This is a genomic window from Halegenticoccus tardaugens (genome assembly GCF_004116405.1).
In the GTDB taxonomy this organism is placed as follows: domain Archaea; phylum Halobacteriota; class Halobacteria; order Halobacteriales; family Haloferacaceae; genus Halegenticoccus; species Halegenticoccus tardaugens.
Map to the genome: position 1 here is coordinate 606,824 of NZ_SDIC01000002.1, position 24,234 is coordinate 631,057.

21 protein-coding genes and 2 CRISPR repeat arrays (1 of these 23 running past the window's edge) are annotated in these 24,234 nt (G+C 53.9%); of the genes, 10 read left to right on the forward strand and 11 right to left on the reverse strand.

Going from position 1 to position 24,234, the window contains the following annotated elements; all coding sequences use genetic code 11:
* Positions 1 to 932: direct repeats of the CRISPR family, unit length 30 nt; unit sequence GTTCCAGACGTACCCTCGTGGGATTGAAAG (it extends 1,340 nt beyond the left edge of the window).
* 26 nt (positions 933 to 958) lie between these two features.
* Complete coding sequence (locus tag C3L37_RS24780; protein WP_228546165.1) at positions 959 to 1,918, forward strand: RNA-guided endonuclease InsQ/TnpB family protein; 960 nt, start codon at positions 959 to 961, stop codon at positions 1,916 to 1,918.
* Here the strand turns inward: C3L37_RS24780 and C3L37_RS07000 are convergent.
* Positions 1,915 to 2,211 (reverse strand): hypothetical protein, encoded by a 297-nt coding sequence (locus tag C3L37_RS07000; RefSeq protein ID WP_228546145.1) that lies wholly within the window; start codon positions 2,209 to 2,211, stop codon positions 1,915 to 1,917. The genes C3L37_RS24780 and C3L37_RS07000 overlap by 4 nt on opposite strands.
* 186 nt (positions 2,212 to 2,397) lie before the next feature.
* On the opposite strand from C3L37_RS07000, the gene C3L37_RS25705 reads away from it, so the two are divergent.
* Positions 2,398 to 3,018, forward strand: coding sequence for a helix-turn-helix transcriptional regulator (locus tag C3L37_RS25705; RefSeq protein WP_394345781.1), 621 nt, complete (start codon positions 2,398 to 2,400; stop codon positions 3,016 to 3,018).
* A gap of 117 nt (positions 3,019 to 3,135) precedes the next feature.
* A CRISPR array of direct repeats spans positions 3,136 to 3,553; the repeat unit is 30 nt; unit sequence GTTTCAGCCGAACCCTTGAGGGGTTGCAGT.
* A 5-nt stretch (positions 3,554 to 3,558) separates the two neighbouring features.
* On the opposite strand, the gene C3L37_RS07010 is transcribed toward C3L37_RS25705, so the two are convergent.
* Positions 3,559 to 3,894: a hypothetical protein gene (locus C3L37_RS07010; protein ID WP_129113883.1), complete on the reverse strand. Its 336-nt coding sequence runs from the start codon at positions 3,892 to 3,894 to the stop codon at positions 3,559 to 3,561.
* Between the two features lie 1,383 nt (positions 3,895 to 5,277).
* Positions 5,278 to 5,544: an ArsR family transcriptional regulator gene (locus C3L37_RS07015; RefSeq protein WP_228546146.1), complete on the reverse strand. Its 267-nt coding sequence runs from the start codon at positions 5,542 to 5,544 to the stop codon at positions 5,278 to 5,280.
* Between the two features lie 615 nt (positions 5,545 to 6,159).
* Between C3L37_RS07015 and C3L37_RS24215 the strand changes: the two genes are divergently transcribed.
* From C3L37_RS24215 to C3L37_RS07030, 3 genes are read left to right on the forward strand one after another with little or no spacing between them, the layout of a single operon-like run.
* Entirely contained in the window at positions 6,160 to 6,297 is a 138-nt protein-coding gene (locus tag C3L37_RS24215) for a hypothetical protein (RefSeq protein WP_164974700.1), read from the forward strand.
* An 18-nt stretch (positions 6,298 to 6,315) separates the two neighbouring features.
* Entirely contained in the window at positions 6,316 to 6,669 is a 354-nt protein-coding gene (locus C3L37_RS07025) for a hypothetical protein (protein ID WP_129113884.1), read from the forward strand.
* Positions 6,666 to 7,541 (forward strand): hypothetical protein, encoded by an 876-nt coding sequence (locus tag C3L37_RS07030; RefSeq protein WP_129113885.1) that lies wholly within the window; start codon positions 6,666 to 6,668, stop codon positions 7,539 to 7,541. The genes C3L37_RS07025 and C3L37_RS07030 overlap by 4 nt, the downstream gene beginning before the upstream one ends.
* 318 nt (positions 7,542 to 7,859) lie before the next feature.
* Here C3L37_RS07030 and C3L37_RS24220 read toward each other — a convergent pair whose 3' ends face one another.
* Positions 7,860 to 8,174 (reverse strand): HEPN domain-containing protein, encoded by a 315-nt coding sequence (locus C3L37_RS24220; protein ID WP_164974701.1) that lies wholly within the window; start codon positions 8,172 to 8,174, stop codon positions 7,860 to 7,862.
* A gap of 444 nt (positions 8,175 to 8,618) precedes the next feature.
* Positions 8,619 to 8,948 (reverse strand): nucleotidyltransferase domain-containing protein, encoded by a 330-nt coding sequence (locus tag C3L37_RS07040; RefSeq protein WP_129113887.1) that lies wholly within the window; start codon positions 8,946 to 8,948, stop codon positions 8,619 to 8,621.
* 268 nt (positions 8,949 to 9,216) lie between these two features.
* Between C3L37_RS07040 and C3L37_RS24225 the strand changes: the two genes are divergently transcribed.
* Positions 9,217 to 9,450: a hypothetical protein gene (locus C3L37_RS24225; RefSeq protein WP_164974702.1), complete on the forward strand. Its 234-nt coding sequence runs from the start codon at positions 9,217 to 9,219 to the stop codon at positions 9,448 to 9,450.
* A 1,145-nt stretch (positions 9,451 to 10,595) separates the two neighbouring features.
* Here the strand turns inward: C3L37_RS24225 and C3L37_RS07045 are convergent.
* The 4 genes from C3L37_RS07045 to C3L37_RS07060 are packed head-to-tail and all read right to left on the reverse strand — an operon-like array spanning position 10,596 to position 14,491.
* On the reverse strand, positions 10,596 to 11,264 hold the full coding sequence (locus tag C3L37_RS07045) for a DUF624 domain-containing protein (protein ID WP_129113888.1): 669 nt from the start codon (positions 11,262 to 11,264) through the stop codon (positions 10,596 to 10,598).
* Between the two features lie 34 nt (positions 11,265 to 11,298).
* Positions 11,299 to 12,159, reverse strand: coding sequence for a carbohydrate ABC transporter permease (locus C3L37_RS07050; protein WP_129113889.1), 861 nt, complete (start codon positions 12,157 to 12,159; stop codon positions 11,299 to 11,301).
* A complete protein-coding gene (locus tag C3L37_RS07055) occupies positions 12,159 to 13,139 on the reverse strand; it encodes a carbohydrate ABC transporter permease (RefSeq protein ID WP_129113890.1) in 981 nt (326 codons plus the stop codon). The genes C3L37_RS07050 and C3L37_RS07055 overlap by 1 nt, the downstream gene beginning before the upstream one ends.
* 23 nt (positions 13,140 to 13,162) lie before the next feature.
* Positions 13,163 to 14,491: an ABC transporter substrate-binding protein gene (locus tag C3L37_RS07060; RefSeq protein ID WP_129113891.1), complete on the reverse strand. Its 1,329-nt coding sequence runs from the start codon at positions 14,489 to 14,491 to the stop codon at positions 13,163 to 13,165.
* Between the two features lie 658 nt (positions 14,492 to 15,149).
* Here C3L37_RS07060 and C3L37_RS07065 point away from each other — a divergent pair.
* Entirely contained in the window at positions 15,150 to 17,222 is a 2,073-nt protein-coding gene (locus C3L37_RS07065; protein WP_129113892.1) for an alpha-glucuronidase family glycosyl hydrolase, read from the forward strand.
* An 86-nt stretch (positions 17,223 to 17,308) separates the two neighbouring features.
* Here C3L37_RS07065 and C3L37_RS07070 read toward each other — a convergent pair whose 3' ends face one another.
* Positions 17,309 to 18,448: an ABC transporter ATP-binding protein gene (locus C3L37_RS07070; protein WP_129113893.1), complete on the reverse strand. Its 1,140-nt coding sequence runs from the start codon at positions 18,446 to 18,448 to the stop codon at positions 17,309 to 17,311.
* Positions 18,449 to 19,589: 1,141 nt separating this feature from the next.
* Here C3L37_RS07070 and C3L37_RS07075 point away from each other — a divergent pair.
* From C3L37_RS07075 to C3L37_RS07085, 3 genes are all read left to right on the forward strand, one after another.
* The gene (locus C3L37_RS07075; RefSeq protein ID WP_129113894.1) at positions 19,590 to 20,363 is read left to right on the forward strand and encodes an IclR family transcriptional regulator; all 774 of its coding nucleotides are present in this window, start codon (positions 19,590 to 19,592) and stop codon (positions 20,361 to 20,363) included.
* Positions 20,364 to 20,400: 37 nt separating this feature from the next.
* Positions 20,401 to 21,171, forward strand: a complete 771-nt coding sequence (locus C3L37_RS07080; protein ID WP_129113895.1) for an SDR family NAD(P)-dependent oxidoreductase — start codon at positions 20,401 to 20,403, stop codon at positions 21,169 to 21,171.
* Positions 21,172 to 21,267: 96 nt separating this feature from the next.
* Entirely contained in the window at positions 21,268 to 22,308 is a 1,041-nt protein-coding gene (locus C3L37_RS07085; protein WP_129113896.1) for a mannonate dehydratase, read from the forward strand.
* 255 nt (positions 22,309 to 22,563) lie between these two features.
* Here C3L37_RS07085 and uxaC read toward each other — a convergent pair whose 3' ends face one another.
* Positions 22,564 to 23,928, reverse strand: coding sequence for a glucuronate isomerase (gene uxaC, locus C3L37_RS07090; protein ID WP_129113897.1), 1,365 nt, complete (start codon positions 23,926 to 23,928; stop codon positions 22,564 to 22,566).
* Positions 23,929 to 24,234 lie beyond the last annotated feature (306 nt).

Genomic DNA, 24,234 nt, shown 5'->3' on the forward strand with positions numbered 1-24,234 from the left:
GGATTGAAAGACGCGTTGGCCGTCTCATCACTCCTCAGACGACCGGTTCCAGACGTACCCTCGTGGGATTGAAAGTCCAGGTGCGTGTATTTTGACATGCACAAATACGAGTTCCAGACGTACCCTCGTGAGATTGAAAGATCATGGCGCGACCCATCGACTCGGTGATGGTCTCCAGTTCCAGACGTACCCTCGTGGGATTGAAAGGAACTCACCGTGTCGTTCGCGACGCTCGATCGTGTGTTCCAGACGTACCCTCGTGGGATTGAAAGGGCGATTACGTCCGCTCTTCGTGGCGATACGTCTCAGAGTTCCAGACGTACCCTCGTGGGATTGAAAGCTCAAGGGCACGGACGATCGCGTTGAGTTGGCGGTTCCAGACGTACCCTCGTGGGATTGAAAGGTTTTACGACTGGCTCGACCGCGGGGATGACCAAGAAGTTCCAGACGTACCCTCGTGGGATTGAAAGAAAGACTCCGCACTCGCCAAGCAAAAGCCTGACAAGTTCCAGACGTACCCTCGTGGGATTGAAAGTGCTCTCCGTCGTCGACCGAGGAGAGGAGCTCGTGTTCCAGACGTACCCTCGTGGGATTGAAAGCTCTTCGACCCGGACGGATACATTTGGCATGCGGGCGTTCCAGACGTACCCTCGTGGGATTGAAAGCGTTGCTCTCGGAGCTTTGATAGGATTTCGTCCGTTGTTCCAGACGTACCCTCGTGGGATTGAAAGCGCGTTGCTGCTCGTCGGCGATTCAAAGCGCTCCTCGAGTTCCAGACGTACCCTCGTGGGATTGAAAGATCGAGCGTGGCGAGGGTGTCGACGCGCAGGTCGGTGTTCCAGACGTACCCTCGTGGGATTGAAAGACCATTTCTCGAATGATATTGAAGACGTCCGCGAGCGGTTCCAGACGTACCCTCGTGGGATTGAAAGTACAATCTCCGGAAAATCTCTATCGCCTGCTCACCCGCGAATTCGACGACTGTACGCTCTCGAAAGCCAACGCCCACGAGGCCGCTAAAAAAGTCACCGAGGCGTTTGCCTCATGGAGATCTAACGGCTATCCCGGCAACCGCCCCCGATTCGGAAACGGTGACTACCTCCGCCTGCGCGGTGACCAACTCATCATCGAGCCGAACGACCGCGGCTTTGGTGCGAAACTCAGCCTCGTCCCATACCACCCGGAATGGTTCCATCTGAGGATCGGCGACTATCAGCGTGAGTACTTGCAAGCCGTTGTTGACGGTGAGGCAACGACTGGCAGCGCGGAGGTCCACCTTCGCGACGATGGGACTGCCAACCTGCATCTCACTGTTAAAACCGACGTGAGAGTGTACAAACCGGGGGACCTCTCCCGCTGGGTTGGCGTCGACCTCGGCGAAAACGTGCTCTACGCCGCCGCCGTCGTCCACTCCGACGGCACTGTTGCCGCCGTCGATATGGAGTCTGGCCGCGAGAGTCGTCACTACCGCGATCGCCTGTCTCGCAAGCGAGCAGAGTTGCAATCGAAGGGGGACCTCCGCGGCGTCAAAAAGTGCCTCAACGAACACGAACGATACACCGACCACATCCTCAACGTTGCGTCTCGGCGGATTGTCGACCTCGCTGCTGACCACGCCCCCTGCGGCATCCGAGCCGAGAAACTGACTGGCTATCGTGACACCGCTGACGACCCTATCCACGACTGGCCCTACGCCGCCTTCCAAGAGAAAATCGCGTACAAGGCCACCGCCGCCGGCATCCCGGTAGTGTTTGTCGACCCCGCCGGTACCAGCACCACCTGTCGGAAGTGTGGACAGACCGACCCCGAATACCGGTCAGGGACCGAATTCGCTTGCCGGCGCTGTGGCTACGAAGTCCACGCGGACGTAAACGCCGCCATCAATATTGCACGGCGCGGGTCTGCTCCCGCCGACTAGTCGGTCTCGGGCGAGCGCTCGCGTCGACGACAGACGACATCCCGGGCACTCGCGTAGAGCGCCGGGTGGTGCTCATAGAGGATTTGGATGTCTCGATCGAGGCGATCGGGGTGCTCGATCCGCCGGTGGACGACTGAGACAACCTTTCGTCGATAATTGTCGCTGACGACCTTTTCGCCCGAGAGGATCGCTCGCTCGGTGTCCGTCAAGAGCGCTCGTCCTTCGTCGCCTCGGGCGGTTCGATCGGCGGTCTCGGTGGTTTCGTTCGCTGGTGTTGGTGTCGTGGGTGACATGGTGGTGTGTAGTGCGCGGTGTGGGGTGTGGTGTGTCTGTCCACCACATCGCTTGGATTACTCTATGGCGTCACGGATAACTTAAATGTAACTTATTCGCACCTCTATGGAGTAACGTTTATCTCCTTGAGAGTCAATATACTTGATATGGCAAGCCAAAAACCTACCAAAGGTGCGCCTGCGACGATGGAAACGGAAACGGAAACAGAGGCGGTGGTGGGGGCTGAAACGGAGACTCCCGAGAAGACGGCTGGCCCGACCGACCCGTATGATCGGGAGGCGTGCGTGGGGGCACTCCGTGAGGCGGCAGATCTCCTCGGCCACAGCCCGACCATGACCGAGTATCAGAACCTCGGGATGATCCCCTCGGTGGCCACGATCACGATGCGCTTTGGCTCGTGGAACGAGGCGAAAGAGGCCGCCGGCCTCGAACAGTACGACCGCGGTGGGCGGCCATCCCAAACGGACGCGAGTGCGGGTACGGATGCGCCCGCCGGCCCCGATGTCCACCAGATCTTCGAGTTGACGGGCTTCCAACGCGATCTCCTTACCGTGATCGCCCAAGTGGGCCCTGCAAGCGGCCAAGAGATCAAAGACGAACTCGAAGGGGTCTCGGACGACGAGATCAACAACGGCCGACTGTACCCCAATCTCGATCGGCTGATCACGAAAGGACTCGTCGATTCCTCGGAGCGCGATCGCCGGACGAACGACTACCACCTCACCGACGATGGGCGAAGCGCCCTGCGGGGCTACCTCTCGTGGGTGGCGGCCGGCCGCTCGTCTGTGGCTGTCGGGGGCGACTAAGCTCGTACCAATGTCCACGTCGTCGACCCCCGGGGGGTTTCGGGGGGATTGGGGGTCGACGGAAAGCTTAACTACTCAGCAGGCGTTAGAGTCAGTAAGGCCGGTGTTTCCGGCATGGTTTCAGCCGAACCCTTGAGGGGTTGCAGTACCACTACTCGATGGAGGACGGTATCAATGACGACGTTTCAGCCGAACCCTTGAGGGGTTGCAGTACAGCGTCGCGGGCGATCTGCGTCTCCGAGACGGTTTCAGCCGAACCCTTGAGGGGTTGCAGTGAGTTGGGGCGAGCTCGCGAGTGAGTCATCGGTAAGTTTCAGCCGAACCCTTGAGGGGTTGCAGTGACCCGTCGCTCGATCTCATGGAGGAGAAACAGCTGAGTTTCAGCCGAACCCTTGAGGGGTTGCAGTCTGCCGCTTAATTGACGGAGCGTAAAGACGGATGTTTCAGCCGAACCCGTGAGGGGTTGCAGTGCCCGGGAGTGGCATGACGTGAAGATGGTGATGAGGTTTCAGCCGAACCCGTGAGGGATAGAACACCCGCTCACTCAGCGCTGGCTGGGCCGCCGGTCTGCGGATCCGGAGCCTCACACTCCGGACAGTAACAAATCGGATCACCCGGCTCGTACGGCTTCTCCAGAAACATCGGCGCGTGCGACCCACGCCACCCGCACTCTGCACACCAAAACCCCTCGTCGTCGGCGAGATCCTCGGGATCCTTCTCGTAGAGGATCTCATCGACCCGACGAGACGTGTCATGCGGTTCGCCCGCCGTGTAGGTTTCGGCGGAAAAGAACGGATCGTCTGGATTGCTCCGACTCTCACGATCCGATGGGCCCTCTCCGATGTCCTCGTCTTTCTCACGATCACGATCAGCCATAGAATCGTCTCTATGGCGTCGAGAAGCATCAATGTTCGTCGCGATAAACGTTTTTAACGATCAAATCGGTTGGAAATGGTTGCGCCCCCGGGTGACGAGGCCGAGTCGCAACCTCGATCTGCACGAAGTTGACCGCCCTCCAGACACCTAACCCCGATGGGGCCCCTGGAGGCCGCGCAGATCGCGTGTACCGCTGTGGTCCTCCAACACCCAGCCACACGACGGCAATTGGTGTTTTGGTGGGTGGACCGGGCCGCGCAGGCTGCCGGCACTTGCTTCCACGCGCCCAAATCTCTTAACCGTTCGTCTTCGCGGAGTGTTGCCTGTCCGGGACTAACCCACTTCGCACTCCTTGAGCAATTTGTGGGTTAGTCGGAATCAGCTGTCCTTATTTGTATATTTTCGAATCATGTATATAAACTATTATTTTAATACTTTAAAATAGTTAGTGATCGTAATAGTGATAGGAAGACTCCTCACCGGCAGTACGGGCATTCAAGAGGATTATGGTGTCGTGCGTCGACAGGCTCGGTCCTTCACGGAGATCATGAATGACGGTGGTCGTACTGTCAACCTCAATCTTCGAAGTGACGTGGAACTCGCTAGCCAGGCATGGCGCGAGTACAGAGACAGGAAGACATCAACGAAGAATTCGTAATTACGCGTCAATTGGTCCACATCGACAACCACTAACTGATCTGTGAACTCACGACTCAGACTCAACCTCAGAAAGCGATGGTCTCATAACCGATAGCGGTTGCTAACTCAATTTTATCGGCCTTTCAGCGGTGCTCTGGATCACAAGTCGGAGTTTCTCGGCTCTTAGTGTCATGGAGGAAAGCGCGAATGAACGCTCGAGGCACTCATCTGTCGTCTTCGTCACACCAGCAATAGGAGTGCAGCGTTTTCCGAACGATGTCATCGTGAAGAGAATGTAGAGATACCGGTGCACAGGACCAGACGGCTCATTGGAAACGGTTGCTAGTCGGAGACGACGATGGTCTCGACGAGCTCCGGGTAAGAAAATGGTCCACCGCGGACCGTGAAATCACGACCTGTTTTCGTCGACCCCCAGGGGTTCACACAGAATTGAGGGTTGACGGAAAACTTAACTGCTCAGCCGGCGTTAGAGTCAGTAAGCCCGGTGAATCCGGCGTAGTTTCAGCCGAACCCTTGAAGGGTTGCAGCATATACATTCCGTCTTGAAAAACAACAGTTGAATTCAGACTCAAGAATTTCACGGTTGTAGGTCATACAGGCTCTGTTGAAACCCTCTTGCTGTCTTTCGGTTTGCTGAGAAGCTAGTTCTGCATCGGATCCGCGAAATTCGGTGGGAAGAGGAACTCTTCTCAATGTAAACTTGGGATAATTCCAACATATCCGTCATACACTATCCTTTTCCCGCGGATCAGAAACGAATGCGAATAACCGCGTTGGGGGATGAATAAGGCGAACGTGTTCATGCGCTTCAAGCACTTCTAAGCGGTTGTAAACGCTGTTTCGAGAAAATCCAGTCTCATCAACAAGATACCCTTTTGTCGCGAGTCCCCACGGCTCATCACCATCCCGACCGCGTTTAAGCACGTCGAGTATCGCCCTATCCGTCCGGGTCAAATCGGACGCATCCATATGCTCTACTGCAAGGGCCATATGCCTAATAATATTGCCTACGCAAAAAGAATTGGCACACTAGGGCTTCTTTTTGAATGTGCATTATGCACAACTTTTAAGATGCGGGGAGAATATACTCAAGTTGAGGCAGTGGACGGCCGCCAGAACGCGGTCCGGTGTTGCAGCACCGAACCGCTGCCTTGGAGAAGGCACCAATGAGTACGATTTGCTCCCGACAAAACAGTACCGACACACTCGCCACAGAGATCGCCGACGCACTCGCTAACTCGTTCACAATCGGCGTCGACAAACAGGGCCACATTCACCACTACTACCGACCGGCTGATTCAGTCATAGTCTACGACGCAACTGGTGTTCGTTTTCGTCAACACCTCAACGGACGGACTGTCCGAGAATGGTGTATGTTCGTCGCCAAAGATCGCGGCTGGAAGCACACCGGTCAACTGGCTCACATTGGAGAAATCGTCGACACGCGGCGAAAGGAGGTCGAGGCCTGATGCTTGATCTCTGCAACTCCCGTAAGCCTAGCGCTTCCACCCACATCCAAACGCAACTCCCCACAGCGTGCGACACCTGCGCCGAACTCGGCGCACTCCCCTGCTTTGAGTGTTTCTGTGTCATGGAGGGCCACAAATGAGCGTCCTCCACACTGAGTTCACTCTCCCCTTCAGCCGAACCCTCCGCATTGAGATCTACCTCGAAACCACCGAGTTCCCCTCGGGTAAGCACCGCGTCTACACTGAATCGGCGCTCGAACTCCAGCGCAACTAATCCCTCCTCAGTATTCCAATGTCGCTTGAGCAATTGCTCTGTGGCCTGCGTATCGACACCGGCACGACCACTACTTGCACCGAGTGCGATCGCGAACTCACCGAATGCGATCCCGTCACCGTCCGACTCCACCAGAACAGACAAGACACCCAGTGGCACCTCGCGGCGTGTTACTGTCTGAGTTGTGCACCGATCTCCCTCGAGGAGCTCCCACCCACGCTGGGCACCCAACTCCTCTGCGAAGGACGCATCGGCATTACGCAGGACGGCCAGACCCAGCAGAGCTGGCCCGTCCTCATTAGCCCGACGATCATCGAAACCACTCGGCGGACGCACGTCACCTACCACGCTACCCAGGAGGTGCCTGAATGAGCGCTCACTCGTCCGCTGGCCACTCGAACTCATCCGTCAAGATCGATCTCCAAACTATCACGGACCGACTCGCCGAACTCGAAACGACGGTCGAACATCTCCAGGCCGAAAACGAGCGTCTACGAGAGCAACTCGCCGAGAAGCACGCCCAACTCGACGCCTACGAAGCACGCCTCGACGACCTCGAAGCACGCCAGCACGTCGAGCTCCGCGATGTCGACGACGACGCTGACGCAGCACTTGAGAACATCTGGATCGCCGGCCAGCCTGTCGGTCGACTCCTCGATTCGAGTTGCAAGCGGTCCAAATCGCTCTCCACCCGCGTCGATGACCTCGAAGCAGTCGATCCCGAGCAACTCACAGAGGACCTCCGCCAGGAGCAGATTACACGGACGAAAGCCGACGCGCAAATCCGCGCTCGGCTGTCCCAATGTGAGGATGACCTTGGTATCCAAAAGCCCGACGCACTCTCGACTGAACAAGGAGGTGAGGACGCCCAGCACCTTTCGAAATTAGAGCGGTTCATCCGCCATGGTGCAGAGGCGGTCGTCGATCGCGTCTATCCCGTCCATGAACGCGCGCGTGAGATCGCGCTTCACTTCGGTGAATGGGGCACAAAGATCAGCGACGCCAACGGCAAGCGCGTTCGCTTGTGCTCGAAGAAGGATAAGTTGAAGACGCATCTGGAAGCGGCGTTCGGCCAGCGCTTCCAGTGGGTCGAAGTGTACAGAGCGATCGAAAAGCTCGCCGAACTTGCTCACGGCTCGCCGCTGCAGTGCAAGCGCGGGCAGCAAAGCGAGGGCAAGTACGTGCTTGAGCTGCGGTTGAGTGAGGGTCGCGGTCCATCGTTCGCACGGGGAGACGGCGCATGACTTCGAGGCTTACAGCTGTTGTAAGTCGGGCGCACCCTCGTGGGTGTAATCGCGGTCGCATAGTCGGCCGCTTCACGTCACGCTAGGTTCACGTTCCCTCGCGGTGGGAGGACTGGGCGGTTGGGTTGGTGGGGTGGGTAGTGGTGAGTGCGGCTTCTCGAACGGCAGTCGACGGCAGTCCAAGCGACAGCCACGGGAGAATGGTTGCTTACAGCAGGTGTAAGAACGAGTTACAAGGATCAGGTAATGAATCGTCTCACGAAAACGCAGGCTCGGCTTCGTTTTCACCACTAACCGAGAACGGATGGCTCCTATTTTTCAGTCTTCTTCGCGAAGCTGATTCGCAAGCGTCTCCATCCGACTAACGAAGGCGTCTGTTCGAGAACGAAGCGTACTCAAATCGAGATCGAGCGGTTCGTAGCCATAGTCAGCCTGCTCACGGAGATCCCACAGTTCAGACAGAAATCGACCATCATCTCGTGGTGCATCACCTTTGAGGACGATTTCCTTGCCGAAAAGGGTTGAAACACCTCGGTGAGAAGTGGGCTCAAATCCTTTTGCATAGAGTACTGCTTGTGCGGCGTGAAAACACGCATAATAGAGCCGATTGACATGAATCAAGCGGAAGCCCACGACTTTAGTCGTGGGTCTACGCGATAGGAACGGCCCATCTACCGCAAGATTTAGCCCGTCTGGGGCCGTTTGTGAGTCTAACTCGACCGGAAAAAGTGGGCTTGAATTGGGGTAGCCCGTTAACAAAAACCAGTAACCCTGCCCGCTCGGGGACTGCCGAAGTGGCTTCGATGGCAGTCGGGCCGATGGCACGGCCTGTGTGCCATAAGCGGGGGAGTCCGCAAGGGACTGGCGTCGCCATGCGCTCACCGCCCCGACGTGGTTCGCACAAACCGGCAATAAACTCTCCGACGGGTCAGCGCGATCCCGAGCGAGGGAATCCCACGACTGAAGTCGTGGGAGGATGTCAAGACCGCTGTATTCGATCCCTGTCCCTCGTGGAGGATTGTCGCGTCGGTAAGGGCTGTCCGTGCCTGTTCGAGCTCTTCAGCAACGTAGTCCTCATCAGGCATACGAGCGGCCTTCTGTAAGTACGTGTCTGATGAATGGATGATTCTTCCGTTCGGCAAATCGCTCGGTGGTTTGAATATGCAGAGACACTACAACAGAGTAGTCGAGTTGGACGTCGTATGCTACATCTCGGAGGTTGTCTGCGATTGTGTCATCGGTGACGATCACGAAGATGTCGACGTCCGAATCAATCCCACGAGTTTCACCACGGACAGTGCTCCCAAAGACGATGAGATCCTCAATTTGATCACCATATGCCTCTTGCGCAGCAGCTGCAAATGCCTCTGCAGCTCGTTCATGGGGTGAGGGATCTCCACCGGACATATACGGAAGTCTTTGCGGGGCTTAATTAATAGACTTGCGTCGAGGGGTGACCTTCAGAACAGTACCGCTAAGACGAGACAAAAGCGGACGTGTCTCAATCCGCTTCCCTCAGCACGCCGTTAGAACGGATCGTTGCACTTCCGAATACGATGGCCGACGAGGAGTTGACGGCAACCCAAGAGTGCGCGGTTCGTCGCGAAGAACGTGACAGACTAGGCGCGAAAAGTGCCGGCGGACTTTTATAATCGATTCGAGTTCGCTCTGTCGCGTGCTAGCGGCGAAGGAGGACGGGAGTGTACATACGGAGACGGTTAGCCGCGTCATGGAGTTCCTCGATCGGGTTGGCGAGGACGACGTTGAGCTCGTGAAGCGACGCGGAACACGGCGCGTCGTCTTCTCAGCTCGGCTTGTCGAACGGCTTCGTCGTCTCGGTACACAGTCACAGACCGCGGGGGTAGACAGTGCGAGAGAGAATCGAAGCGTTGTGATCGGGAGCACGTAGGAGGGGCGTGATAGCCACCACGGCGAGAGCCTTCACGTCTATTGGACCTCCCACACCCGGCCTCTGGTTGCCCTTGCTTGAGTGGTGACACTGGAAGAACCTTCCGTGGTTTCAGAGTAGGAGAAGAGAAAGAAACGGATTAAGAGCGAAGCGGTCGATTTCGCGGATTACACACGCTGTAATGAGCGAGGAAGAGCATGTAGAATATCTTCCGAGAATCAATGTTCGGTGAACGAGTAGAAGCAAATAACCTGCTGGGTGTCATGATTTGTCGAAGCCGACCGAGTATCAGGAATAAAATCTCGTGAGTGGAATTGAAAGGTGATTAGGAGTGACAAGCGATAAAATCCAATTCATAATGTCTATGTCAGCGGATTTCAAACGTTAAATCGCTACTATGTGTAACAGAGTTCTTAAGGAATCCTATTTTTACGTCACTTGAATTATCTTCGTAAAATACTATAGAGGCTCTTCAGTGCCAGTACTTAGCCATTCTCACCCGCTAGGGAAAATAATTCACTAAATTTATGAACTATATCTGAGTACCGGTAGTTAGAAGAGTTATCGGATATATCTAATTACACTCTTCTTACGTATATCTCTTACGAGCGGCTAGTATTTTCACAGTTCGTAATCGGAGCGATTATACAACACCAATTGCGGTGAACAGAACACCATTTACACGAGACTGTCGTCCCTCAGTTCCTCATCAAGGGACCAACCACGGAAGAAAGGCTATGGAGAGATATGCGAACCACTGTATGAGCCACGAGAAACCGAGCCACATCAAGCCCCATGGGCTGGAGAAGATGGTAGGTTTGATGGGCCATGAAGAGCCATCATTTGACATACCTTTCGGATAGACGTAGTCGAGGAGGAAGTGGAAAAACATCCCAATAGTCACGAAGTGAATGCCGGTGACGAAAGGTGGATAGCGGGTACCAACATTAGAAATCACCAGCATCTGGTACGCGATCGCGGAGGGGAGGAACGTATGGAAGACCCACGATCGGTGGAACCTAGGATCCAATGAGTCGACATCTGGTATAATCAGACCCAAGCCGAACGCGAGGATAAATACAGGATGATATCCAATGGTGATAATGAGGATTGAGACCGATACGAAAAAAAGCGCACGGAGTGTTCTAGAAGTCATTTTGCCGTACATATCGCGTCAACACTACTTGTGGGTTATTACCAGCTAATTCGTCGTAATAGACAAACTCGAACAACGTGATCGCAGCAGGAATAATTAAAACGAGAGCGAGGGGAATCAATACTGTAACCAGCACCGCGATCGTCACGATTGTCACCTGCAAGACGGTTAAAGTAGGTTGTGCCGCCCATGTCGAAGCAGCGGACCGTAATGATGTCCACCAGTCAACATTTCTGACCACATGAAAATTGACCGTTCTGCAAATAAACACCGCCAATAGAAACAAAGCGTATAAACCCAGGAGGCCTCCGACGATAAAACGGATGTTGGCGCCCGACAGAGCGATTGAAAAGTACCAAGCGGTGTTGATGACGACGAAGGTGATCAAAAGTGAGAGAATCAACCCGTCGGCTAAGTGAACTTTGACCGAGCTGAAAAACCGTCTTAATCGCCTGCGCTCTCCGCGTGGCTCATCACCATCATAAATGCCGCGAACAATGTCAAACATCGCGAGGACCGCAGCGCCGAACGTAACGACTGGGGCCGACACGACCCAAAAAGCAATGCTAAGCAGGATGAGAGACGCCATTTCGTAGTACAGGAGTTTAAGCCACACTTTGATAGAAAGCATCACATTCGGAAGGTGTTGGTTTGTCATTGGCTAATTTGTGTCTCTCTATAGAACGTCCGGATCACCCTTTAAAACCACTGAGCGTCATTCCACGGATAAAGTACTTCTGTGCAGACAGGAAGGCAATAATCGGTGGTAGGACAATAATAGTTGCAACCGCCATTACTAGCCCCCAATTGTTGGTGAACTCTCCTCGCACCATGTAGAGCGCGACAGGGAGCGTGAACATATCCTCGGACGTCGAGATAATAAGTGGCCACTCGAAATTGTTCCAGGTGAACATAAACGTGAAAATACCAAGCGTGGCTATCGCGGGTTTCGCAAGGGGGAGATAGATGTGGTAGAAGGTCTGAAACTTGTTACATCCGTCAAGCCTTGCGGCTTCGCCGAGAGCCTCCGGAAGCCCCAGAAAATGCTGTCGAAGTAGAAAGATTCCAAACGGACTGGCGATGAAAGGTGCGATCAACCCTTGATAAGTATTGATCCATGCTAAGTTGGAGAGGAGGATGTAGATAGGAATAAGTGTCACCATACCAGGGATCATCATTGTGGCAATAAAGAGGAGGAACAATTTCTCCCGGGCGAAGAAGTCTAACCTCGCGAACGCATAACCAGCAAGGGTATCGAAGACAATATTAAATGTAGTAACTAACCCTGCGAAAATAAATGCATTCAGGAACCATCGTCCGACGGGCACTTGGTCGAACAATTTGACGAAGTTTTCGAACGTAATGGAACGCGGAAAAATCGTTGTGATTCCCGCGCTAGGGTCCTGTGCCAACGCCGTAGTGATCGTCCACCAGAGCGGTGCAATGGCCCACATCGCAGCGAAGGTTATACCGCCGTAGAGCAAGATCGTCTTAACCCAGTACGTGACGCCGGCGTGTTCGTAACCAGGGTACTCATAGTCGGACCGCGCCATCAGTACGTCACCTCTCCCTGTCCGCGGATCCGGTACTGGTAGTAACTGAAAACAAACATGATGGCGAAAAGCAAGAATGCCATCGCGCTAGCTAGTCCCATTTTGTTGTGTTGGAACCCTTCTTGATAGATAAGGACGACGATTACCGTCGTAGCGTAGTACGGTCCACCGTCGGCGAAGGCGATCGCAATGCCAAATACTTGAAACGAACCGATAATTGCTAACACAAGGACAAAGAAATACGTGTTCTGGAGATTTGGCCATGTGACGTGGCGGAACCGGTGCCATCTGTTCGCTCCGTCGATACGTGCTGCTTCGTAGAGTTCGTCTGGAATATTTTGTAGACCAGCGAGGAAGATGATCATATTGAAGCCGATACCGCCCCACGTGGCGATAAAAATGATCGAAAAGAGTGTGAGATTTGGATCACCGACCCAGTTCTGTTCGAGACCGACAGGCGATAAGAAGTTATTGACGATTCCCTCCAAAGAGAGGATCCACCGCCAGATGACTGCACTCACAGCGCCAGAGAGCATGACCGGCATAAAGAAGGCCGCTCGGTAGGCCTTGCGAAACCGAATCCGCTTGTCAAGGTTAAGGGCGACACTGAGACCACCGAGGATTCCCAACGGAATCGTTCCGATGGCATAGACGGACGTGTTTTTCACAGCGTGCCACCAGAGATTTACCGTTGGATTTGAGAGAAAGGCCCAATCATTATGCCAGGGTAACGGGAAGATAATATTGTGATAGTTGTCAAGTCCGACCCACGTATACTCTCCAGTGAGAATATTATACTCATTGAATGAAAGATAAAACGCAAAGATGACCGGACCGAATAAAAACACCGAGAATACGAGGAGATTGGGAAGAATGAAGAGGAATCCTGCTACATTGTCCTCGTGCTTGGATGTTCTATTTAACATTCTCTGTGGGCTACGTAACCGTTGTGCGACTTCCCCGAATGTATCGAAGACCATAGATTATGTGTGAATTTTAGTTCTCAATTTAGAATTTCGCCGTTGACTGTTCTTTCAACTTCTTCGAGAGCCTCTCGGGCGGACACCTCACCGTGAAGAACACCTTCAAGTTGAGGATTGAGTGTATTCATGATTTCTACGGTGTTCGGACCCCACGAGGGGCTCCCAAGTCTTGGATCCTCTCTCATCTCGGCGATCTTTTGGTATCGTTCGTCCTCAGTATAAAGGCTGATCTCCTGCAGCTGGGATTTTTTCACTGGAACGGAGACACCACTTTCCAGATACGGAACGATCCCCTCGTTGAGCATATATCTCACGAGTGCGAGAGCAGCATCCGTTTGATCGGAGTTCGCAGAGATGCTGAACCCGGCTCCGGCGACTTCGTTCCCAAACTCCCCATTCGGAGGGCGGGGGGGACGGGCGACGTCCATCTTGTCATAGAGGTCCGGGTAGTCGGCGTTAATGAGAGAGAGAACGCTAGAACCTCCAGCTGTCATCGCGACCTGCCCATCGTTGATGCCGGCTTCAGCCGAATCGGTTTGGATCTCGTCTAAAGTTCCGATCAGTTCATCTTCGCGGAGTTCCTCGAAGAATTCGAGTGCCTCGACTGGTTCGTTTTCGGCAACGATGCATTCGGTGTTATCGTCGTTCATGAACTCTCCACCGTTTCCGTATACCCAGGCGCGCCAAATCCACGCTGGGACACTATCCGAATCTATGAAAGGATAATTGACGTCGGTTTCGTCTCTGATAGCTTCAAGTGCCGGCTTGAAGTCATCCCATGTTTTCGGGAACTCGTTGACTCCAGCTTCTTCTAGTAGCTCTGCATTATAGGAGATAGCAATCGGTGAGGACGCAAACGGGAACATATACAGGCCACCATCGGAGGCTCTGTATCGATTCACGACCTCGGTTATGAATCCCTCCAGGTAACTGTCGTCAAACTTCTCGCCGAGATTGAGAAGAACGTCACTATCTGCGAACGTCCCCATGTAGCTCAGGTCGACGTAGAAAACGTCTGGTTCTTCGTTGGCGCCAAACTGAGTCTGGAGCCGGTCGTGGTAATTGCTGTAGGGGACAGTCTGATAGTTCACAGAAACGTCTGAGTTCTTGTTCGTGAACCCAGTTATGCCCTCTTCGAGAGCTTTTCTTTCAGCGCCTTCACCCCAGCTAGCAAATTTTAGGGCACTATTGGTGTTCTTTCCTCCAATTTCTTTTTCTTCGACTTCATCGTCTCCATTATTACCGTTGCCAGCGTTGCCACTGTTGCCTGTGCATCCTGCAAGTGCTCCAATGGCGAGAGCGGTCGAACTGGTAACTACACTCCGTCTGCTCACGTTACGCCGTGGCATGGGAGATGCTCGGAGCGCCTTTGTAAATATGTTTCGGAAATGTGTCCATTAAATTAGAGTAAAGGTGAGCGCGGTAACCCATCGGAAGACGTTTTTTCCGGAACTTGGCGCTTACCTCTCACTACCTCACAGGACCCGCCTTGAAACAAAACAATACAGCGCGCAGCCGATGCCCAAGGTCGGAATTGCCGCGCAAAAGATCGATACGATGGTGAATCATCTACGCGATTAGTAGGGTGACAACGTTGTCAGGGCTGCCAGGAATGACGACCTCACAGAGGAAACGGATCGCCTTCGAGTGCAGAATCTGGTCTCCGACGTACTCATACGTGGCAAATCACACGATTGGATCGTTCATTGAGCACATTATCACCGCCGCTTCTCATGAGGATCATCGGCCGCTGCGTACGGTTCAGCAATTCAAATTAGTGTAGACACTAGAGACTGCTGATTTCTGAGCTAATCTGAATCGAAATTTAACTGGAGATGGGCTTCAGCTCAACGATGTTAGCGATGTTCGGAATTAACGGAATCGCGGGCACGGTGATCTTATTGCCTGTTCATACACAGAGTCACCGTCGTCGCTACGAGTTGTGCGGCTCACCGTCAACTCATAGACCGAGAAAGTTTTATTCCGATTCGACGTGGTTACGCTCCAATGGCAGGAGCAAGTTACGACGCCTGTTGGCTTAGATACGAACCAGCTACCGAAGAACAAATCTCGTCCTATCGCCGTCTGTTTTCCCACGCCTATGTCTCCGACGGTGCACCGGAACTCGTCGCCGTTCGCGAGGAACTGCGTCACGGAATCGGTGGTGTGACCGGTCGGGAACCACACGTCTGGCACCATCCACCACAGTCTGTGGAGGCGTTTCTTACCATTGGTCTCCCCGACGAGATGCGTCCGATCTCCGAGACGGTTGACATTGCTGCCGTCCAGGGGCTTAACCCAGACGGCTACGTGATTCGTTCTGTAACGTGGGAAGGGATCGACTGCACCGTCGTAACGGCCCCGAACGATCGGGGACTTGTCTATGGGACGTTCCATCTCCTCCGGCTCCTGACGACGAGCGAGCCCGTTGACGACCTCGACATTGTAGAAGAACCGGCGAATGAGGAGCGAATCATCAATCATTGGGATAACCCGTTTCATCGGTCGGTCGAGAGAGGGTACGCTGGTCCGTCGATCTTCGATTGGGAGTCCTTGCCGGACCGTAGAGAGCGATACGTCGACTACGCCCGACTGCTAGCATCCGTCGGTATTAATGGCATCTCCGTCAACAACGTCAATACGAAAATCTCAGCGCGTGAAGGAGCAAACGAGGCGGTCTCGCAGTGGGCAGGCTGGCAGCTCCTTGAATCTGCAAACCTCGAGAAGGTTGCGGCACTGGCATCGGTCTTCCGCCGATACGGCATCCGAACTTACCTGTCGGTCAACTACGCAGCGCCGATGCTTGTCGGTGACCTTGAGACAGCAGATCCCCTCAACTCAGCGGTCGAACAATGGTGGGCAACGAAAGCCGACGAGATTTATGACCTGATTCCAGACTTTGGGGGGTTCGTCATGAAAGCCGATTCTGAAGGACAGACTGGCCCCTATGACTATGGGCGTGACCACGCAGAAGGGGCGAACGTCATCGCGCGAGCCCTTGCGCCGCATGATGGACGCGTTTGGTGGCGTGCGTTCGTCTACTCCGACCATAACGACCGTGCCGTCCAAGCATATGATACGTTCGAACCATTAGACGGTACGTTTGAGGATAACGTGACGGTCCAGGTAAAGAACGGACCCATCGACTTTCAGCCGCGTGAACCCATCTCAACGTTGTTTGGTACCATGCCGGAGACCACCCTCAGCTGCGAACTCCAGATCACGCAGGAGTACACCGGACAAGGTGTCCACACCAGCTTTCTCGTCCCCCAATGGAAGGAAGTTCTCGAATTCGACACCTACGCTGACGGTGAGGGGACGCCAGTCAAGGACGTTCTGAGAAGCGAACCTGGCCAGGGCATCGTCGGCGTTGGTCTCGTCGGGGAGGACCCGAACTGGACCGGCCACTACCTCGCCCAGGCGAATCTCTATGGGTTCGGCCGCTTAGCCTGGGACCCTGACCTCATGGCAGAGACTATCGTCGACGAGTGGATCCGTGGGACCTTCGGCCATGACCCGAACGTCGTCAAGACGCTTTCTTGGATTCTGCTTGATTCCTGGGGCGCCTCGATTGACTATCACACTGGCGGACTGGGCCTGATGCACCTGATGTACAACGGGAGTGCGGCACTCGAGAATCACTATGACCCCGCTCCTGAGGAGTGGCCAGTGTACCACGGAGCAAGTGCAGAGGAGATTGGGATCGACCGGACGTCGACAGGAAGCGGGTACGTTGAGCAGTATCGCGAACCGATTGCCGAGCGGTACGAGTCGGTCAAGACATGTCCCGAAGAACTCTTGCTATTCTTCCACCGCCTCCCTTGGGACCACGAGTTAGCCGATGGGACGACCGTAGTCCAACGCCTCTATGACAACTGCCACGCCGGTGTGGAAGCCGTCCGATCGTACCGTGATGCGTGGAAGTCACTTGAGGGGAATGTTGATGATCACAGACACCGTCATATTGCTGAACGTTTTGACGAGCAGGTCGTCCAGGCCGCCAAGTGGTGCAACGTTCTCTGCCAGTTCTTCTATGACCACTCGGACATTCCCGACAAACGCGAACGCCTCGAGAACTGATCCATCTATGATTATCCATTCGACTACCACATCGACACCATCGGCCAGAAAGCAGTCACATCGTTTTCGCGAAAGGGCGAAGCACGCTACGACGACGAATGGGAGGTAGGGGGTTCGCTTTCAGCGGGCAACGCATTTTTTAGCGCATTGCCCGTGGTTCCGTCAAAGATGTGCACGGATTCCTCTGGGAAGGTGATGGCTAACTGTTCGCCCTCGCTAATAGGCGTTCCACTGGATACGCTTGCCGTATAAACGACGTCGTCGAGATCGAAGTAGACGTACTTAATGTCACCTAGCGGCTCAACCACATTGACGCGCATTTCGATGCTTCGGGGATCGGATGCATCTGCGATCTCAATGTCTTCTGGTCTGATCCCAAGTACGAGATGGTTACCGTTCGAGGCGCCAAGTTGGTCCATCGTCTTAGTAGACAGTGAGTACACAAACGATTCGTTCCGGAGTTTGTCCCCCTGGAGTTCCACATCAAAAAAGTTCATCGCGGGTGACCCAATGAAGCTGGCGACAAACTGGTTATCCGGCGAGTAATAACATTCGAGTGGTGTGCCGATCTGCTGGAGTTCACCGCCATCAAGGATGGCTATACGGTCGCCCATCGTCATCGCTTCCGTCTGGTCGTGCGTGACGTATATTGTGGTCACGTTCAAGCGTTGTTGGAGTTCCTGCAGTTCCGTGCGCATCGTAGTCCGTAGTTTGGCATCGAGGTTGGAGAGTGGTTCGTCCATGAGGAAGACCGCGGGTTCGCGCACGATTGCTCTCCCGAGCGCGACGCGTTGCTGTTGTCCACCGGACAGTTCGCTCGGTGTCGATTTGAGAAGTGTTTCAATTCCCATCATCGTGGCGGCTTCTTCGACTCGTTTTTCAATCTCTTCGTCCGAGAGATCTGTCGACATCTTCAGCCCAAACGACATGTTCTCTCGAGCGGTCATATGCGGATACAGCGCATAGTTCTGAAAGACCATTGAGATATCCCGGTCTTTCGGTTTCTGGTCCGTTATCGATTCACCGTTGAGAGTGATCTCACCGTCGGTCACGGTCTCCAAGCCAGCGACGCACCGCAGGGTCGTCGATTTCCCGCAGCCGGACGGTCCGACGAGTACGAGAAATTCACCGTCACGTACCGTGATGTTCAGATCGTCGACTGCGATTAATTTCCCATCATCACTGTCGAAAACCTTCGATAGCTCACTAAGCACTAACTCGCCCATATAGAGATACCACCGTAATGCGTCCTCAAGAAGGTTTCTCTACCAAAATGACATTCATTTAGATTAATCACGACGATACGAATGCAGCACTCCCTTGTCCACATAAACGTCTAGGATGCGCACCTCTCCACTCGTCAGATGTTCGAGGGTGCTGCACCTAGTCGATAGCCCCAAACGGCTAACTCACCACCATTGTGTAACCGCCTTCGGTGGGCGGAACTTCGATCTGCTTTTCTTCTGTATGGCATTAGACCGCGTCAACGTTGACGGCTCGCTTATCTTTGCGGGCTCGTAGATAGTGGCTATCGATTGCATGTCAAGGGAATCGTGCCCCGACGTCGCCGTCGGCGTTCGATCCGTGAGAAAACAGTCCGTGAATAGTCGAATTCCTGTTCCATTTTGTTGACCCAGGAGACGTCGACTTTTAAGCCTCAAGGCGATCTGGTCATCAGCGTTTGTCATTGCCTCGTTGAGTTCTTGAAACCAATTTCCAAAACGGATGTTCTGTGGGACGCTCACGTAATGCTCATCATAAAGACGCACCTCCCCATCGGAGAAGAATGCGCCAGGTTCTGAATAGGTTTCATCGGCAACTTGCGGCTGCCCGCACTGAGGTAGGTGATTTCAACGTCGATTGAGAGTACAGTAATGATCAAACCGATTTGGTGACCTCGAGCGTGCTACCATAGTATGCCGGCTTAGATACACGCCTACACCAACAATTTCTGGATCTCATCCTTGATCCAAGAATATAGGATTTATATCCGATTATATAGTAAAACCAACGGTTAAAACTGGAAAATACACGAGAACTATTCTCATCATCCAGTATAGTTACAAACCTACGGTTGTAACGGTGGGAATTGGTTCCAATATTGGAGGATCAGTTGTCGCTACGAGGCTGTTGTCTGCGATTGACCACTGTGAATGGAACCAGTTAGTCATCAAACGTTACGACGTTGATCGTCGGTTTGCTTTAACGAGATCCATGATTCGTTCTGTGTGATGGCGCGCAGCAATGGTGAACCGGTGTTCAGCTATTATTGAGGGATTCATACAAGAGGTCCCTATCCAATATAATCGGAGAAACATATCGGAAGGCGAAAAAAATATTCAAGATAGTTGGGAACAGATCCGAAGTATGGTATCTACCGACAAACGGAGTTCGAGCCGACGGATCAAATCACTTGAACGCGGATTAGAGATTGTTGACTGCCTCCGCGAGGCCGGGGAACTCACTGTCTCGGATTTAGCGGCACAAAAGGACATGCCAACTAGCACCGCCCACATTTATTTGAAAACGCTTTCCGATCTCGGATATGTCCTCCAGGACGGTTCATCGTACCGGCTCGGGCTCAAATTCCTCCAGCACGGCGGGCAGGTTCGCCAGCAAACAAAGCTTTACCAGATTGCTCGAGTTGAGATTGACACCCTCGCGGAGGTAACTGGAGAAGTGTCCGCTCTCGGCGTTTCAGAGAATGGGAAACGAGTTCTGCTGTATAAATCTGAAGGGTCGGAAGCTGTCTACGATAATCCACCGATCGGAGAGTATACGCACATGCATTGGACGGCACTCGGGAAGGCTATTCTCGCTCACTTACCCCGAGACGAGATTGACCGGATTATCGACCGTCACGGACTCCCGTTAGGAACCCAACAGACAATCGACGACAGGGAGGAACTCCATGAGGAGCTCTCGGTCACGGTTGAGCGGGGATACGCAATTGAGGACGAAGAGCGATGGACCGGAATTCGTTCAGTTGCCGTCCCGCTGTTGGATGGGACGGACGTCGTTGGATCTATCTCAGTCTCTGGACCGAAACGGAGATTCGAGCGTGAGTGGATCGAGACTGAACTTCTCGAGCATCTCACTCGATCGAAAAACGTCATCGACGTTCGGCTGGCCCATCAGTAAGCACAAGAGTTTTCTTCAGATGTACTGACGAATAGTTATGAACGGAGAACAATACGGGAAGGTCACCGTGAACGGACGAACCGCGGTTATCATCGGCGGTACAAGTGGCATTGGCTGGGGAATCGCACGCGCGTTTGCCGAGGACGGCGCCGACGTAATCGCGACAAGCCGAAACGACGCGAAAGTCGCAGACGCGACCGAGAAGCTTCGTTCCCTCGGGGCAACAACGCGAGCAGTTGCTTGCGACGTCCGCGATTCGACGTCGATCGAACGGCTATACGAGCAAGCGGCCGACGTCCTCGGCAACATCGACGTTCTCGTCAACTCTGCGGGTTCCGTCGCCAGGGCGTCAGTCACCGAGATGACTGACGAACAGTGGGAGCGCGACATCGACGTCTGTCTGACTGGCGTATTTCGCGCGTGTCGGATCTTCGGCCGGAGGATGGACAGTGGGAGCATCATCAATATCTCGTCGATGTCAGCGGGACAGGCCCGGGAACGGCGAGCAGCATACTGTGCGGCTAAAAGCGGAGTCAATGGACTGACGCGTGCCGCCGCCGCTGATCTCGCGCCTGATATTCGTGTCAATGCGATCTCTCCCGGATTCGTTAAGACGCCCCTCTCCGGTGACGCTTTTGACGAGGGGACCAAAACGCGTACGGCAATCGACGAACGAACACCGATGAGCCGTGTGGCGACGCCAGAGGAGATTGCCGGCGCGGCGGTCTACCTCGCAAGTGAGGCATCTTCGTTTACCACTGGCGAGGAAGTAATTGTAGACGGCGGATACAGTGACAGCGCTTTCTGACGCCTGAAACTTCACCAAGAAAACACGGTTTGCAGGCATTTACTTTCAATTCTCAACGAGTACGCTTATAACGTCACGTCACCGTGTTCAAAGTACATGTCCGAGCAGGTAAGCGAAAAAAGTGCTAAGAGTTTGGAATTTGACGATCTTCCAATTCGCGTCGGCCTCGGCCAATTTATGCAGCCGACCTCTGAACGGCTCACATTTATTAAGCAACTCGCTGTCGACGACATCCTCCTGAATATGTATTCCACTCCCCTACTTACTAACGATGAAATACCGCTGACAGGAGACGAGGAGTGGGACGTTCAAGAACTCGTTCAACTCCGAAACCGGGTTGAGAATGCTGGATTACGGTTGAACGTGATCGAAAACATCCCGATCAAGTTTTACGACGAAGTAATGCTCGGTGGACCGAATCAGGAAAAGCAACTCGAACATGTCAAGAACACGATTAGGAATCTGGGTCGTGCTGGCATTCCGATTCTCGGTTATCATTGGTCGCCAAGTGGCGTCTGGCGGACGTCGACCTCGGATCCGGTTCGAGGCGGCGCTATCGCCACTTCGTTCAATGCCACGCAGGTGGGCGACGTTCCTCTAACGTTTGATCGCACCTATACAGAAGAGGAACTGTGGGAGAACTACGAGTACTTTGTTCGTGAAGTCGTTCCGGTCGCCGAAGCGGCGGGCGTGACACTCGCGTTGCACCCAAATGACCCACCGGTAGAAGAACTCGGGGGGGTTCCATTCCTCTTCCGGAACTTCGAGAATTTTAAACGTGCAATGGACATTATGCCGAGTGACAACCACGGACTCGACCTCTGTCTAGGAACGTGGTCGGAAATGGGAGAGAACATCTTTGAAGTCATCGACTACTTCGGCAATCGTGATGAGATTATCTACGTTCACTTTCGAGACGTCGAAGGAACGATCCCATCGTTCACCGAGACGTTCCTCGACGAGGGCAATTATGACGAGTATGCGGTCCTTCAAGCGCTTATAGACGTCGGCTTCTCTGGTCTGATGATTCCGGATCACGTCCCCACACTTGAGGGAGACGGGGACTGGAAACACCGTGGCCGAGCCTATACAGTCGGATATATAAAGGGCATGCTCCGTAGTTTAGCCAATTCCTGAGGCAGCAAAGGACGACGAACCGGTCAGCCATGGGTGAAAGCATAGGTCGGGAACATCTCAGCACAGAGGCGTCAACCAATCGGATCGTCGTTCCGTATATTCAAGCATATTCAACGTTACTCTCCAGGTCAGCCAGATTCATCCTTCACGATCATATTTCCGTGACAGCGGCCCAGAGAATGGGAATCCAGATTGCGTTTCTCTTGACGGAACGCCGCAACCACCATCGAGGAGTTTGTGCATCCTTCGAACGGTTCAGATTCCGAAGAGTTCCTTCGGTCGATCGTACGCGATGTGTTCGATCAGATCGTACGCTGGACCCTTCGGGATCTGTCCGCGGCCGAGCTGTCTACCGACAACGTTTGCCAGCGACCGTCGGAACATTTCAAAGCGCGAACCGTAAGAGAGCAATTTTCGCGAGTCGCTCACCATGCCTGCGTAGTTTGCTATCAAGCCAACCGTCCCCGTGTATTCCAGCTGTTCTTCTATCCCATAGGGACTGTCGTTGAACCACCACGCCGGACCGACGCTCACGTTTGGGAACACGCGCGAAAGGGTTGCGAGAGTCGGATAGTGAGTCGGATCCAACGAATAGAGAACAACCTCAAGGTCGCCGTCGAATCGATTGAGGAAGTATTCGAGGTTTTCTGCCACATCGAGACGTTGTGTGGAAACGTCGCCGCCCGCAGCAGGCCCCAGTCGATCGTAGAGCGCTTGCCGGTAGTTACGTACTGGGCCAATGTGCAACTGCGTCACCCAACCTTTCTCGGCGTTCAATTCGCCGGCGTACTCAAGGAGGTACGCTTGGAAGTCGGTCACCTCCTGTTCGTCGAGGGAGCCACCCTCAAACGCTTTCCGGTAGATTTCACGCGCACGAGCCGTCTTAACCGAGCGCGAAACGGGTTCTTGGATACCAAGATCGCTCGCGACGCAGCCACGGTTAGCGAAATAATCGTGTGTAGCTGCGAGGGCGTCAAGAAATCCCTTCAGATCGGTAGTATCAATTCCTGTCGCCTGGTTAAGCTCGTCAACGAAGCCGTTCCAATCTGGCTGCGTGATCGTCATCGCACGATCAATGCGCCAGGTCGGTAGAATCTCCACACCAGACACTTCATCGGCTGCGCGTTCATGATAGTGGAGTGACGAGGTCGGGTCGTCCGTCGAGCAGATTACCTCAACATTCATCTCTTCGAGTACTGCCTGCGGTCGCATTTCGGACGTCTCAAGCTGTGTAGAGGTCTCTTCCCAGATATCGTCAGCGGTCTCGCTCGAGATGAGCTCGTCAATCCCGAATCGGCGTTTCAGATCAAGGTGAATCCACTCGTAGGTTGGGTTACCGGCGAAGTCAGGGAACACCTCTGTTAGGGCGTTCCATTTTTTTCGGTTTGAGGCACTGCCGGTAATTAACTCTTCATCGACGCCACGGTTTCGCATCAACGCCCAGACGTAGTGATCAGTCGCACCCTCGACTTCCCAGATGTCATTCCAGCCCTCGTTCTCGACGATCTCGGTCACGTCGGCGTGTGTATGCGGATCGACGATCGGCAGGCCTTCGATCGCTTGGTAGAGATCTCGAGCGGCGTCCGTTTCGAGCAGATACTCGTCGCTGATGAAGCCCATTTCGGAGAAATCAAGGGATGAGCGACGAATAAAACTATTGATTTGTCTGCTCTGGGCGGGAGAACTGTGTGTACAATTGCGTCGGCCACCGACGTCCGAAGAGGAATGTTATCAATCCAACTTAGTTTCAGCACTATAAACATCCATGCAAAAGGTCGAACGACGCATGCTGAATTAGTGAAGTCTCCGTTGCTCGAACGCGAAGTATACCATGCGAGACCTCCTCGTGGAGACGATGAATCGCACCGCCGACCGGGGCGCTCCGGTCTCTAATGTCCATTGACTATGATACTATCACACGAAACA